This is a genomic window from Methylobacter sp. (genome assembly GCF_023227905.1).
Lineage (GTDB): Bacteria > Pseudomonadota > Gammaproteobacteria > Methylococcales > Methylomonadaceae > Methylobacter_A.
On record NZ_JALOCF010000049.1, the window covers coordinates 1 to 14,545 of the forward strand.

The following is a 14,545-nucleotide window of genomic DNA, read 5'->3' on the forward strand; positions in this document are numbered from 1 at the left end:
CTGTTCTTATTCCTGGTCAACCCAACGCGGAAATTATCGGCAATTTGTCGGCTGATCATTATGTAGAAACGTTTCTAAAAACACTAAGCCTACCCGAATAATATGATTACCACATTCATGCCCGGAATCAGTCTGATTAAAAATAGACTGATTGAAAAGGCTGTCGCTTTTACCACGATAGACGCATTTGAAAATGTGGTCATTGGTGGAGATATTGAGGCTGATTTATTGCCTGCTTGTTTGATCGGTGATGCCGGTAGCTTGTTAAACGAGTCGTCAAAATGGAGCAACGAATATGCTAAAACTGGTGATTATTTCATTATGGTTTTGGTAGAAAACGGTGCAAACAGCCATGCTACATCAAATACATTAATTACCGACAGCATCAATGCATTGCTGTACGACGATACAGATCCATTTAACCCGCAATGGATACCGGATGGCTACACCATGCCGTTAGAACTTTCAGCGCAGCAGCCTCCGCCAATTCGCGACGTCACGCGAACGGCCAGGACAATTATTTTTACCATGCTGGAGGCTATTTCTTGATTAACAGCAGAAAACTAGAGGATTTACATCCGGTAGTAGAGCGCATGTGCCGTGAATTTATTGCCGAATGTCGTAAACAGGATATTGATATTCTGATTACTAGCACCTACCGCGACAATGAGTCGCAAAACGCCATCTATGCACAAGGCCGTACTAAGGCCGGGCCAAGAGTCACCAATGCTAAGGGTGGTCAATCATTTCATAATTACCGATGCGCCTTTGATTTTGTGCCGATAGTTAACGGCAAAGCGGATTGGACCAACACGATGACATTTAGAAAATGCGGAGATATTGCCAAGCAGCTTGGTCTTGAATGGGCGGGGGATTGGGTCCATTTTAAAGAATTGGCGCATTGCCAATATACCGGCGGGCTTAAATTGGCTGATCTTCAATCCGGCAAACAAATAGCCTGATTAACAAAACGAGACAGAGAAATGAAACTAAAGATTCCTTCCGGACATGCCGGCAATGTAGAAATCAAGGGGCAATTGTTTACCCCTGACAAAAACGGCCAAATTGACGTACCCGATAAATTAATCAGTACAGCAATCTGGCAGAAAGGGTTTACGGTTGCGCCGCCAGAGGCTCAACCTGAACAAATCACTAAACCGGCTGAAAAGCCATTCATGAAAAAAGAGGCTGAGTAATGGTTACACGTACAGTTTTCGGCGCTGGCCGAAGCATTTTAATTCCTACCTATGATGCTGCAGGTGATGCGATTGCCGTCCCTACGCCAATCAACATGGAGGATTTAATTGACTATAGTATCGATCCAAAAAAAGAACTAAAAATGCACCAGGGCCAGCGTGAGTTCAGTTTTGCTGCGGCTAGTGGCAGTGCATCTGTTGAGGTAAGTTTTACGCACAAAAAAGCGACCGCGCTTACATTGTCAATTTTGACTGGTGAAACAGTAGAAGCCGGCCGTGAAGATATTGCTGAGGTTTCATCAACTGTTCCAGCAACGCCTTTTGAAGTAACGCCTACTGTCCCGTCATCCGGCACGTATGCTAAAAATCTGGGGGTTCGCTTTGGCGACACTGGCGGAGCTGATGCATTTACCGATCTGGTGAGAGTGGCGTCATCCCCGACAACCGGGCAATATTCAGTCAATGAATCCACCGGCGTCTATACCTATGCGGCCGCAGATACCGGCAAACCAGTTGTGCAGCGGTTTTTGTATACTGTCGCTACCGGCGCTTCATTTGTGCTGAATAACCGCGATATGGGTGCTACGCCAGAATATCATTTGATACTTTCAAGCGCTAAGTATCAAGGCAACAGCCTTCTGACCAATATCCCGCGCTTTGTGCTGGAAAGCCAATCTCTACCATTCAAGGTAGATGACTTTTTGGCGATTAAATATACGGGCAAGGCATTGGCCAACGAAAATACGCATATTGTTTATAAGCAGTCGCTCGCAGAATAAACCCAGATGTCAGGCGGTAAAATCAAACTTAGCGGTAAAACCTATTCTATTGTCGAGCCTTGTTTTTGCCGCCTTAAGCGCATTATTTCTCTATTTAATTCCCTGTCCTATCAAGGTTCGGATACTGAATTTACCAGGAATCTGAACCTTCTTTTTATAGAATTGCTGGGTAGAAAAAACGCATTACTTTTACGCTGGCCGTGGAATCGTCCAACTGTTGAAGAAGTCGAGCAATTCATTCTTGAAGTCCCTGCCATTTGCGGATTGACGCAAAAAAAATCAAACGTCATCGACGACGAATCATTTACCAGTGATTCAATTAATGAATGGGACGCTCTCTACGCGTTGATTATTGATCGCACAGGATGGGACTGGGACGCAATCGATCAGCGCATGACGCTCAGCCGTTTAGAGGCGCTCAAGTCGCACTGGAAAAAATCACCTCCGGTTAATGAATTGGTGGCGGCCTATCTGGATTATAAGCCGCCTGCGGATGGCGATGAAATGACTATCGAGCAACGCATCAGGCAATTGCAGCAATTTAATGCGACGATGCATTAGTAGAGACGCAAAATATTGCATCTCTACTAGGTAGCTTGATTATGATCTTTCCGCATTGTACCAATGCGGTTGTAATGATGCGCCAGCGGGTGTCCAGTAAGCTATTTGCCCGTCTGTGCTTCGACTCCAGCGGATTGCGCAGACAACACACGACTCTTTGGCCATTTGCTCAATAGCGTCAAAGTCTTTATCGCTATTAATAAAAATATCATCGTCGCTGATTATCTGATTATCAGTATTAATTAATACGGCGCTCATGTTCATTTTTTTTGACTCCCTATGTTTTTTAATCCGGCATTTACCGGAGCAGGTTTCGGCATTTGAATAGCCGGTAAATTCCTGCCCGCAAACCGGGCAGTTTTTGGTTTGCTTAACGCGGAGTTTTTGCAACTCCGCGCCGAAATTAAGAGCTGCCATTGTTTAACAGAAAATATAGTTAAATCCCGCTTCTCTGGCCGTTTTGGCCATTATTGCATAAGCATCTTGATCGGCTAAAAAATAATCCAGGGCGCTTATTCCGTCGATGGCTTGCACTTCGGCCTTTTGAGCGTCATAAGACACTCCGGAAGGATGTGTTGAATGAAATTCCCATGCCTTAATTTCGGCATGGTGCTGGTTGTTATTGTTGTCTTTAAAGATAATTGAAAATGTTGTCATGGCTGCTCTCCGGTTGGGTTTGGTTATTTGCTTTGTTGGATATAATTATAAACCATAGTAACAATTACGTAAACGTTACAAGATAAATATTTTAAAACTGCGTCACATTTTTTAATAAATCTCGCTATGACTGATAAAAAAATCAAAATCAAAATTGAGGGAGATCCTGAGTCGCTGATTAAAGCGGTTGGTGATTCGTCCAGCACGATTGATAAGCTAAAAGCAAAAGTTTCTTCAATTAAAGATTCTTTTTCTGCAGCAAAAAATTCTGTTGTTGATTTTGGCGAAAAATTTAACGAATCCATCAATAATAATATTGAGATTTCTGTTGAATTGGCTGCAAAACTTGGCGGCGTTAAGGGCGGTTTGCTGGCGCTGGCTAATCTTAAAAATCTCAGCTTTGCTGATCTATTCGGTAAATTCGGCGCCCATGCGGCGGCACTGGGCCTGCAGGTTAACCAGGCCAAAAAATTTGAAAGCTCGTTCGCGGATGTTAAAAAAGTCGTCTCCGGAACAGATGAGGAGTTGCAATCGGTTGAGCAGACCATTAAGCGGCTGGCGTCGAGCAAAATCCCGCTTGGTCTTGGCGAGTTAAACGAAATTGCAAAATCAGGCGGGCAATTGGGTATCCCCATTGCCGAACTGGAGCGCTACATTAAAACCACGGCACAGGCGGCGGTGGCGTTCGATATGCTGTCTGGCGAAGCTGGGCAAGCTATCGGCGGACTAACCAATATTTATCAAGCGCCGATTGAAGAAATTGAGTTGCTGCTTGACCAGATAAACGTCCTGGGCGATACCACGGCGGCAACTGAACGGGATATTTTAGAAGTCTTAAAATTTGTTGGTGGCGAGGGTAAGCGTTTTGGTCTGCTGAAGGGAGAAATGGCGGCGGTTACGGCTACATTGCTGTCTATGCAAAAACCGCCTGAAGTAGTCCGTACTTCATTAGCCAGCCTTTTTTCTGTATTGACGACCGGTGAAGGTCGCGGCGACAAATTCAATGAAACCCTGCAGTCCATGGGACTGTCTGCCGACAAATTGGCGCTGGATATTAACGCCAACCCCAAAGCGGCGCTGCTCAATTTTCTGGAGGTGCTGGGCAGGTTTGACAAATTATCTCAAACCCGGCTGTTATACGGGCTTTTTGGTGCCGGAACTGACGCCGGAAGTATTGGTGATTTGGCCGGGGCGGTAGAGGTTTTAAAGTCAAATCTGGATAAGGTCAAAAATCCGGCGGATGTGGCCGGCAGCGCTCTAAAAACGTTTGAGGCCAGAGCTGACACGTTAGATAATAAATTAAAACTAGCGACTAATTCGCTGTCAATTTTTGCGATCGAGGCGGGCAATCCGTTTTTAGCGCCGGTTAAAGCCATTGTCGATGGCATTCACGGTATGACTGACGCGCTGGCCAGTTTTGCCGCCAATAATCCGGCTATAACGGCGCTTGTGCGCATCATCTCTTTGGTTGGTTCGCTCAGTTTGCTGCTGTCTACAGTCCGCTCATTGATCCCTTTGGTTGGAGCGGCATTAACTCGTATTCCTGCGGCACTGGCGTTTTTGCAAACTTTTACCCTGGGACGTTTTGCGGTTCAGTTCGCGGGTGCTGGCGTTGCCATTGCTGCGCTGACCGGCTTGATCGGCGGGCTAACCTCGCTGTCATTTGCGGCGGCAATTGCAGTCGGCATGATCGGTTATCAATCGGTGATTGCATTCAGAGCGGCTGGCGGTGCGATTACTGTTTTCCAGGCGCTAATGGTCGGCCTGCGAACGACGGCATTAGCCGTGTTCGCTACGTTCGGCGGCGGCTGGATTGCGGCAGCACTGATCGGAATATCATCACTGTTTGTTGCCTATACCAATTTTAAAGATAATTTGGTTAGTTTGGGCGGCGTTCAGGCAAAAGTATCTGAATTTATCGGCGCTGGATGGGCTATTTTATCCCGCAAAGTCGGCCAGGCGATTGATATCATTATTGCCGCGTTCAGTGTTTTTGGCGATTGGTTGTCTGAGCTGACCGGTATTAATGCTGATACCTGGAACGGTATAGTCAGCGCAGTTCGCGGCGCGGCCAGTCAAACCGGAATAATGCTGAAAGGCATGGTCAATGTTTTTTACGGCGCATTTACCTTTATCGGTCAATTCGTCGGTATCAAAATGGCCGAATTTGTCGAAATAATGCGTGCCAGATTGCATGGCGCTGTAGCGATTGCTCAGGCAGCAGGGCGTGATATTCGGGCGGCGCTGACCGGTGATTTTTCAGCATCTGAATCCAAAGCGGCAATTAGTCAGCAGGTCGACAAGGTGGCTGATCTGCGCAAAGTATCCGGCGAAATGACCAAGGATGCTTTCAGTAAGGCATTTACAACGGATCATGTCGGTAATGCTATTTGGGCAGTTACTCAGGCGGTAGCGGACGAAGTCAAGTCGCAACGTGCCAAATCGCGCGGCTCTGTTGCTTCGATAAATGAAAGTCGTGCAACGGGTGGCAGTGTCAGTTTACCTCCATCTGCAATTTCAGGCGGTGGCGGTTTAGGTAGGTCAAAAGGATTTGGCGGCGGATCGGTAGGAGGACCGTCTATCGATTTGAAAGAATCCGAAATGCCCGGATTTGAGGATGGCTTAACCGCTCGAAAGCTGGCTTACGAGCGAGAAAACGAACTGCGTGAATTTTCCAAGGAACAGGAGCTGGCCTACTGGCAGGAAATTATTGCCCTGTATTCCGGCAATCAGAAAACCCGCTCCGATATTCAGAAAAAAATAGGTGAGCTGGAAGTTCAGATCATCCGCGAGAATGCACAGCAAAAGCTGGCATTAACTAAAGAAAGTCTGGATGGTGCAGAAGCGGTAGACAATGACGCGCTTGAGATAAAGCGCGTATCGGCTCAGCAGGAGCTGGATCTTGGGAAAATCACTCAGGCCGAATTACTGCAACGGCAAGAGCAATTTGAAAACGAGCGCTATCAAACCCAACTTAAATATGCGCAGGCCAGGCAGGCATTGATTGTGAATGATGCGCTGGCGTCGGCGCAATCACTGAACGATCAGGCGGACGCGGCCCGCGAACATGCCGCTAAAATTGCAGAGATTCACAACCAGCAGGCACTGGAGAACCAGGCTTCTATTAAAAAATGGTTTGATCCTATTCAATCGGCGGTATCCGGAACGGTAGACGGATTGCTGGCCGGAACGATGACGCGCGGCGAAGCGTTGCGGAATATCTTCCAGAATATAGCTGTGTCGTATGCGCAAAGCTTGCTGCAAATGCAGATCGACCGGGCGGCGGACTGGGCGGCGGAATTGCTGGGCTTTGGCGCGAAAGAAACGACTAAAACCGGCATCAAGGCCACGTCTGAAGCGACCCAGGCCAGCGCCACCGTGGCCGGTCAAGCGGTGCAGGCGGGTGCGGTCGCGGCGGGCGAATCCACCAAAACCGGCGCGACATTGGCCGGTTTAGCGATTCGCGGCGCGGCTGAAGCGGGCGCGGCGGTTAAGTCAGTTGCCATGACCGCCTGGGCGACTCTGAAGAAGATAGCTTCATTTGCTGCTGAAGCGGCGGCGGCAACCTATGCATCGGTATCGGCCATTCCCTTTATAGGCTGGGCATTAGCCCCGATCGCGGCGGCGGTCGCTTTTGCCGGTGTCATGATGCTGGGCGGCTCGGTCATGTCAGCTAAAGACGGCGAATGGGATGTGCAAAAAGACGGGCAGATGTACAAGCTGCACGAGCAGGAGATGGTATTGCCGGCGCAATATGCCGCGCCGCTGCGTAAAGTCATTCAAGGGATGGCCAATGGCGGACAATTTGGCGTCCCATCTGAAAAAATGGATTTATCGATTAATAAAAACAGCGCCATGACCGCCATGCAAACCCTGCTGGAAGCGAACAAACAGCGCGACGCGGCGCAACCTTCCGGCGGGTCGGTCAACGCGACCTTTAATGTGCAGGCGATGGACAGCCAGAGCGTCAAGCGCTTCTTTGATACTCACGGCGGGCATATCGTCGACTCGCTCAGCAAGCAAAAGCGCGCGTTTAATTTCGGAGCTAAATAAATGAGCGACGCCGTATTTCCTACATTGCCCGGCCTGACCTGGGATATTTCCAGGAATCCGCGCTTTCATACGATCCGGCATGATCCGGTCGACGGCAAGCAAGCCCGCGCCGCCTTTATGGCTTATCCGTTGTGGGATTTTGAATTGGCGTATGAATTGATCCGCGATACCGCCGGCGGCGAACTGCAAAGCCTGCTCGGCTTTTATTTATCGCGTCAGGGCGGCTTTGACAGCTGGCTGTATGATTGCCCCGAAGATAATGCCGTAACCGCGCAGAATTTCGGTACCGGCGACGGCGCAACGCTGGCTTTTCAGCTCAAGCGCACCTGGGGCGGTTTTGACGAGCCGATCAACAACCCTAAAGCTTCGCCCTCTATATATATAGACGGCGTGTTAAAAACCGTGACGACTGATTACACGATCAGCTCCACCGGGCTAGTGACCTTTGTAACCGCTCCAGTAGCCAGCAAGGCCATCACCTGGACCGGCGGCTTTTATTACCGCTGCGTGTTTGAAGAGGACAAAAGCAACTTTGTGCAATTTGCAAATAATTTGTACAACCTGCAAAGCCTGACCTTTATTGGCAGCCCGGTCAATAAAGTATGAAGACCGCTAGCGGTACCTTGACCGCATTGCTCGCTACCCGGCAGTTTTTTATTGCTGATCTGTTCACGATCACTTTGGCCGATGGCACAGTGTTGAGGCATTGCTCCGGCGATATGAATTTAAGCGACGGCACCAACACCTTTTATGCCAATACGCTCAAACTGGAACGCGGCAGGATTACAACTGCTGTCGGGCTGACGGTCGACTCGGTGGATTTAACCATCTATGCGGGATCCAGCGATACGATCCAGGGCTTGCCGATTCCGCACTTTACCCGCAATGGCGGTTTTGATGGGGCACGGATATTAATCCAGCGTGCATTTATGCCGACTTTTGGCGATACAGCGGCGGGACTTGTTTATCTGTTCGAGGGGCGGGTAGCTTCTCCAGAAGCCTCGCGGACGCAAGTGAGTATGAAGATCAATTCAGAACTGGAATTGCTCAATGTCAGTATGCCGCGTAATGTCATTACGCCCGGCTGTCAATACACCGTTTATGATAGCGGTTGCGGGCTGACCAAAGCGACCTTTACCGTCACCGACGCCGTGGCATCCGGCAGTACCGCGCTGACTATCAATTCCACCTTGGCGCAGGCCAACGGCTATTTCGACTCAGGCACGCTGGAAATGACCAGCGGCGCGAATAACGGCATTGTCCGTACCATTAAAAGCTACACCGTAGGAGTGGTGGTATTGTCGCATCCGTTGCCGTCTGTTCCTGCGGTGGCAGATACGTTCAGCATTGCGCCCGGCTGCAACAAAACCGCTTCAGTCTGCAATACCCGCTTCAGCAATTTGGCACGACGCCGGGCATTTCCGTATGTACCGGTACCGGAGACTTCTTTATGATCGAGCAACGCAAAGCGGTAATTGAAGAAGCCATGACCTGGCTGCGCACGCCGTGGCGGCACGAAGCGGCAGTCAAGGGCGCCGGTGTAGACTGCGGCAAGATTATTGTTGAGGTTTATGTGGCTTGCGGATTGATCGAGCGGCCCACTATTGCCAGCTATCCGCATGATTGGGCGCTACACAAGGATGATGAGCGCTATCTTGAAGTCGTCGAGCAATACGCGCGCCGCGTCAATTATCCGATGATGGGCGATATCGTCGTTTACAAATACGGCCGGACCTTCTCTCACGGCGGCATCGTGCGTGCCTGGCCGGATATTATCCACGCCAAACGGCCCGAAGGCGTGATCCTCGCCAACGGATTGGGCGGCCAACTGGCAAACCGCGAACATCGCTTTTATTCGATCTGGGAGCGCGGCTGATGGGTTTTTTGTTTGGCGGTCAAAGCACGTCAACTACAGCGCCCAAGCTTGGCGGGCTGAATGTTCAGAACCAGGGCTACGGCGTCACGATACCCATCGTGATCGGCACCAATCGCGTGCCGACTACCTTGATCGATTACATTGATTTTGTCGCCACGCCGCACACGACCACCACCAGTTCCGGCAAGGGCGGCGGTACCAGTTCAAGCAATACCACCTATACCTATTCGGCAGCGGTAATTCTGCTGGCAAGCGAAGGGCCGATCTTGGGCTTTGGGCAGCTGTGGGTTGATAAAAACATCTATACCACGCCAACCGAATTGGGGCTTGAGGAATTTATCGGAACGCTACCGCAAACACCATGGGGCTACATGACCACCAACCATCCGGCGCGGGATGAGAGCTATCAAGGCTTGGCTTATTTGGCCTCCGGCAGTTATGCGCTCTCCGATAATGCCTCGCTGGGGAATCACTCGGTTGAAATTAAGGGCGTGCTGGCCACCTCCGTTCAGCCTGACGTCAACGCGATTACCTGCATTGAAGAATTTTTAACCAATGCGGATTGGTCGGGTTTATTTGCTGCCAGCAAAATCGGTGATTGGACGCTGGCCAGGACGTATTGCACGGTACATGATTTGCGCATCAGCCCGGCGCTGACTGAGCAAAAGCCGGCGCATGAACCGATTGAAGAATGGTTGAGGATTGCTAATTGCGGGGCGGTCTGGTCTGACGGGGTGTTGAAGGTGTTGCCGTATAGTCGAGAGACGCTGGCGACTACGCAAATTTTGCCGCCTGAAGCGGACGATCTGGCTTGGTCTGGTGCTACTAACCCAGACAATACAACCTTATATAGCGATATAGCATTTAGCCCGACATTACAAATGTTTGTTGCCGTATCATTTAATGATAATGGAATAACGCGGTCAACTGACGGCGGGCAAACCTGGTCGAGTGTAGATACCGCATCATTTAATCAAGATATCGGTAATTCACTAAGAGCGATTTCCTGGGTAGCAGCAGGGGATACCTACCCAGGGCATTTTATAGCGGCTGGTGTAATGGGGTTCGACCTTTGGTATGTATCCACTGATGGGGTGTCGTGGACCGAATTTACCGGGGGGTTTAATGCGTTTGAGCTGGATGGATTATACGGTATCTATTCTACCGGTAAGTTTTTGAAGCATAGCATTAACAGCGACGTAACAGTGGGAACATTTGAGGTGCTGAGCGACGCTTTATATGATGGAAGTGATTTTGCATTTATCAGGATGATTAACGGAGATGTAGAAATCAGCCGCGTCTTGTTTGTTGGCACTAATACTGCTGAGGGTTTTTGGTATGCTGAAAGTGCTGATACATTTGCAACGTGGGATGAAATAAGCCGCCCAAATTTAGAGGTTCGTTGGTATATTTGCAACAGCGGCGTCTTTCTTGCATTTGATGGTGGCAGCAAGCACAGCGAGCAATTCATAGCCTGCTCTGAGACAAAAATCTATAAGTCAAACAATTACGGCGGTACGACATTTGAGCAGGTCTACGCAGCGCCTGCAGGGTATTTGTTTACTGGAATTGAATATTGCCGCTACGGCGTTGCGCCGTTTACCGACGCAGTTGATTTTACCGATGTCGTACCTTGCCACATTGCCGTAGGGTACTATATTGATGGATCGAGCAATGAGGTTAGTTTTTCGGTCATCTCAACTGATTCCGGAGACACCTGGTCGCTGTTGCCTGGAACAGATAGTGATTATCCGGAAACTGTTTTTTATTCAGAGGGCGGTTTTTGTTCAGGATTTTATTACGATGCCGGGTCATCATTATATATCCCTACGATAGTTGCCGTTCCAAGGGCAAACGCAGTTGATTTTCAAAGACTGGAGCTGGCTGGTAGTGCTCAATACATTACCTATGCTCCACCTACCGAAACCGGCATCAGCTTGACCGATGAAGATTTTATCATCGAGGGCGACGAAGACCCGGTGCGCTGCATTCCCTTTAAAGATATAGCCGACGCCTGGAATCGCGTGCAGGTGGAGTTTAAAAACCGCGACAACGATTACAATATCGAAGTCGGCGAAGGTTCCAGCGATCAGGCCAACATAGAAGCGTTCGGCTTGCGGCCCATGTCGGTGGTCAAGATGCATTCGATCTGCCGAAAAACCGTTGCACAATTTGTTGAATCCACCATCCTTCAGCGTGAGCTCTATATCAGAAAGCATTACGAGTTTAAGTTGAGCTGGGAGCATTCGCTCCTTGAACCGATGGATATTGTCTATATAAATGATACGGCGCTGGGTCTGGTTGATACTCCTGTGCGTATTATTAAAGTAGTCGATGATGAAGTGCTGACTATTACCGCCGAAGAAATGCCGGACGGCTCGTCGGTCGGTACGGTTTACACGGTATCAACCGCCGACAGTTATACGCCAAACTACACTGTAGCGGTCGGCAACGTCAACACGCCTGATATATTTCTGGCCCCGCCTGATCTGACCGACTCAGGCTATGAAGTCTGGATGGCTATCTCAAACACTGACGCCAACTACGGAGGCTGTGAAGTTTGGGCGTCGTTTGACAATGCCAGCTATCAGCGTATCGGAACGCATACCCGGCAATCGATACATGGCGATGTAATAACTGCCAATTTGGCATCTTCTGCGGCCGACCCGGACATAACCAATGTACTACATGTTGATTTAACGCAATGTTTGGGCGAACTGCTGACCGTTAGCCAACTGGCGGCGGATTCCTTTGCTACCCTGTGCTTAGTCGATAACGAATATTTGTCATTTCGTGATTCAGCGCTGACGGCGGCCTATAAATACGACCTGGATCATCTGCACCGAGGCATCTACAATACGACGCAAGGTGCATCGATCGGCGACCGCTTTGTGCGTTGCGACAACAATCTATTTCGCTATGCCTATGATCCTTCCTTGGCGGGCGAAACGATGTATTTAAAATTTATCGCGTTTAATGCTTTTGGCGGCGGCTTACAGGACATAGCGACCGTTACAGCGGTACCATTCGTCCTGTCCGGTCAGTTGGCCATTGCTGATCCGGAGCTACTAACCGGTGCATTTGCTGTGACTCAGCAGGCCACGCCGAATATGACCGCGCATATCTTGGCGGGGTCGATATTCGATGGCACTGATAGTATCTCGATTGCTGCGCAAAATACCGGCACGATTACCGCTCCGACAACCAATCCGCGCATTGACCGCGTAGTCATCAGTCAAACCGATGCAACATTTTTAGTCATTGCTGGGACTGAAGCGGCTACTCCGGCGGCACCAGCTATCACCGCAGGGTATTTCCCCTGTGCGCAAATCCTTTTGAGCGTGGGCGATACGGCCATTACCACGGCGATGATTACCGACGAGCGCAGCGGTTTTACTTTGACGCCTGTCGTGATTCCTTCGCCAGCAGCGGCTACAGCGTTAACTTACTCAGCATCTATTACGGCTGATTATTCCGTAGACAACAGTTTTACGCTGACGCTCACAGGCAACACTACCATCACATTTTCAAATGGCGTGGACGGCCGGCCTATTCATTTGCGCATCAAACAGGGCGGGGCTGGTAGCTACACGGTTACCTGGGCTAATGTGACATTCGGCAGTGATATCACCGCCGCAACGTTGTCAACTGCTGTCGGCGATACCGATTTGATCGTCGTCACGTACAACGCAGCGCTGAGCACCTATATGTTCGCTTCAATTATCAGAGGATTTAACTAATGCCTACGCGGGTGATATTCAGTACGGATTATGGCGCACCGGCGCTGACGGGCGAAGTCGGCAAACTGATCGCGGTTCTGGATGCGTGCCTGAAGGACGGCACAACGGCACTATCGATCACCAGTCTAACTCAAACCGGCGGACTGGCTACGGCGGTCTGTAGCGCAGCGCTCGGCATGGCATTAACGTCAACCAGTGGCATGACACGCAAGCTGACGATCAGCGGTGCTACACAGGCCGGTTATAATATCGAGGCTGATTGCACGATTACCGCTACCGATACATTTACCTTCGCCGTCGATTCCGGCACGGTTTCCCCGGCTACGGGTTCGCCAATGATGAACATTGCCGGCAGCGGCTGGACCAAACCCTATACGGGCACCAACAAAGCGGCGTACAAAATGCCGACCGGCAGTAATGAGCATTATCTGCGTGTTGATGATAATACCGTCGCTAATATTGCCCGGTTGCGCGGCTATGAGACGATGAGCGATGTGGATACCGGAACAGGGCTGCTTCCAACTGATGCGCAGCTATCCGGTGGCGATTATTTTATGAAAAGCTCCGCTGCCAGCGCTACAGCTAGAGCGTGGATATTTGTTTGTTATGGGGATTTTTTCTATTTTATTTCAGATAAATCCGGGGATTCGTTTGTTTCTGCCTACCCGTTCGCATTTGGCGGTGGTTGCTCACTGGTATCAGGTGATGTTTATGATACGATTTTAAAAGCTTACGCGTCTAATTCGGCATCACTAACCAACTGGGCGACATTGGTTACCGCATACACAACAGCAACTCCGGGGATGTATATGGCTAGAGCATATACCCAAACCGGCACGTCTGTAGAATTATCTCAGGGGGTCAGCGCACATACAAATGGCGGAGCTAACTCGATGGCGGCGAGCGCAGGTCAGCCATACCCAGCCCCGCTGGGTATGATAACGTCGCCGTTATATATTCACGAGACTGCCAACGGGTTGAGAGGGGTTATGCGTGGATTGGCAGTACCTATGCACAACAAGCCACTAAATCACGGGGATGTTTGGAAACCGACTACGGGCGATCTGGCTGGTAAAACGTTTATAGCGATTAAATGCTATAACGTGTCAGAATTTTTTATTGAGATATAAGTGGCATTAGTAACGACTGCATCAAAACAGGTAGTCATAAATGCGACTGTAGTTGCATTTTGGCGGCGAGACTTGGGCGGTATTGGCGAGACCCAAACCGGCATGCTGGTTTTGGATATGTCCGGGGTAGTGTCCGGGCAGGTGCGGATTAATACCGGAACTGTTGAATCGCCGGTCTACGAAGCTGTTCCGTACGCGATTGTCAGTTGTTACGATAATGTTACTGATGTATTTATCACGCGCGCTAAAGCGGATATTAATGGCTATTATGAGCTATCTGGCCTTGATCGCAGTTCTCAGGATTATAAATTTACCGTGTCCGCGGACGGGTATAAATCTCAGATATTCAACGGAGTGACGTGGGTATGAGTTACGTCCCGCCCGATTCTGATGTTTATACGTTTACGTTTATCGACGATCCCTACACGCCGCCGGATTCAGATGCGTATCATTTTGATATGGCGCTGGATGATACGCCGCACGATCCGGCCGGATTCGACCTGATTTTTTCATCATTTTTTCAATTCGGTTTATAGCCTATGTTAAGCGGGTT

15 protein-coding genes are annotated in these 14,545 nt (G+C 49.7%); 13 read left to right on the plus strand and 2 right to left on the minus strand.

The window, feature by feature from the left end; all coding sequences use genetic code 11:
• The first annotated feature begins 102 nt into the window (after positions 1-102).
• Genes M0R47_RS16870 through M0R47_RS16890 form a run of 5 tightly spaced genes read left to right on the plus strand, consistent with a single transcriptional unit; the run spans position 103 to position 2,536 of the window.
• Positions 103-549 carry a hypothetical protein gene (locus tag M0R47_RS16870; protein WP_292556928.1) on the plus strand — a complete coding sequence of 149 codons (447 nt, stop codon included), beginning with the start codon at positions 103-105 and terminating at the stop codon, positions 547-549.
• Positions 546-962, plus strand: a complete 417-nt coding sequence (locus M0R47_RS16875) for a M15 family metallopeptidase (protein WP_292556930.1) — start codon at positions 546-548, stop codon at positions 960-962. Before M0R47_RS16870 ends, M0R47_RS16875 begins: the two co-directional genes overlap by 4 nt.
• A 21-nt stretch (positions 963-983) precedes the next feature.
• A complete protein-coding gene (locus M0R47_RS16880; protein ID WP_292556932.1) occupies positions 984-1,196 on the plus strand; it encodes a hypothetical protein in 213 nt (70 codons plus the stop codon).
• Entirely contained in the window at positions 1,196-1,975 is a 780-nt protein-coding gene (locus M0R47_RS16885) for a hypothetical protein (RefSeq protein ID WP_292556934.1), read from the plus strand. Before M0R47_RS16880 ends, M0R47_RS16885 begins: the two co-directional genes overlap by 1 nt.
• A 6-nt stretch (positions 1,976-1,981) precedes the next feature.
• Positions 1,982-2,536, plus strand: coding sequence for a hypothetical protein (locus M0R47_RS16890; protein ID WP_292556936.1), 555 nt, complete (start codon positions 1,982-1,984; stop codon positions 2,534-2,536).
• A 39-nt stretch (positions 2,537-2,575) separates the two neighbouring features.
• Here the strand turns inward: M0R47_RS16890 and M0R47_RS16895 are convergent, their stop codons facing one another.
• Positions 2,576-2,953, minus strand: coding sequence for a hypothetical protein (locus tag M0R47_RS16895; protein WP_292556938.1), 378 nt, complete (start codon positions 2,951-2,953; stop codon positions 2,576-2,578).
• A gap of 3 nt (positions 2,954-2,956) precedes the next feature.
• On the minus strand, positions 2,957-3,193 hold the full coding sequence (locus M0R47_RS16900; RefSeq protein ID WP_292556940.1) for a hypothetical protein: 237 nt from the start codon (positions 3,191-3,193) through the stop codon (positions 2,957-2,959).
• 126 nt (positions 3,194-3,319) lie between these two features.
• Between M0R47_RS16900 and M0R47_RS16905 the strand changes: the two genes are divergently transcribed.
• The 8 genes from M0R47_RS16905 to M0R47_RS16940 are packed head-to-tail and all read left to right on the plus strand — an operon-like array spanning position 3,320 to position 14,528.
• The gene (locus M0R47_RS16905) at positions 3,320-7,246 is read left to right on the plus strand and encodes a phage tail tape measure protein (protein ID WP_292556942.1); all 3,927 of its coding nucleotides are present in this window, start codon (positions 3,320-3,322) and stop codon (positions 7,244-7,246) included.
• Positions 7,247-7,852: a DUF2460 domain-containing protein gene (locus M0R47_RS16910; RefSeq protein ID WP_292556944.1), complete on the plus strand. Its 606-nt coding sequence runs from the start codon at positions 7,247-7,249 to the stop codon at positions 7,850-7,852.
• Positions 7,849-8,700, plus strand: coding sequence for a DUF2163 domain-containing protein (locus tag M0R47_RS16915; RefSeq protein WP_292556946.1), 852 nt, complete (start codon positions 7,849-7,851; stop codon positions 8,698-8,700). Before M0R47_RS16910 ends, M0R47_RS16915 begins: the two co-directional genes overlap by 4 nt.
• Positions 8,697-9,122 (plus strand): hypothetical protein, encoded by a 426-nt coding sequence (locus M0R47_RS16920; RefSeq protein ID WP_292556947.1) that lies wholly within the window; start codon positions 8,697-8,699, stop codon positions 9,120-9,122. Before M0R47_RS16915 ends, M0R47_RS16920 begins: the two co-directional genes overlap by 4 nt.
• Positions 9,122-12,862 (plus strand): phage tail protein, encoded by a 3,741-nt coding sequence (locus tag M0R47_RS16925; protein ID WP_292556949.1) that lies wholly within the window; start codon positions 9,122-9,124, stop codon positions 12,860-12,862. The genes M0R47_RS16920 and M0R47_RS16925 overlap by 1 nt, the downstream gene beginning before the upstream one ends.
• Positions 12,862-13,992: a hypothetical protein gene (locus tag M0R47_RS16930; RefSeq protein ID WP_292556951.1), complete on the plus strand. Its 1,131-nt coding sequence runs from the start codon at positions 12,862-12,864 to the stop codon at positions 13,990-13,992. The genes M0R47_RS16925 and M0R47_RS16930 overlap by 1 nt, the downstream gene beginning before the upstream one ends.
• The gene (locus M0R47_RS16935) at positions 13,993-14,361 is read left to right on the plus strand and encodes a carboxypeptidase-like regulatory domain-containing protein (RefSeq protein ID WP_292556953.1); all 369 of its coding nucleotides are present in this window, start codon (positions 13,993-13,995) and stop codon (positions 14,359-14,361) included. It abuts the gene before it with no gap.
• Positions 14,358-14,528 (plus strand): hypothetical protein, encoded by a 171-nt coding sequence (locus M0R47_RS16940; RefSeq protein WP_292556954.1) that lies wholly within the window; start codon positions 14,358-14,360, stop codon positions 14,526-14,528. The genes M0R47_RS16935 and M0R47_RS16940 overlap by 4 nt, the downstream gene beginning before the upstream one ends.
• Positions 14,529-14,545 lie beyond the last annotated feature (17 nt).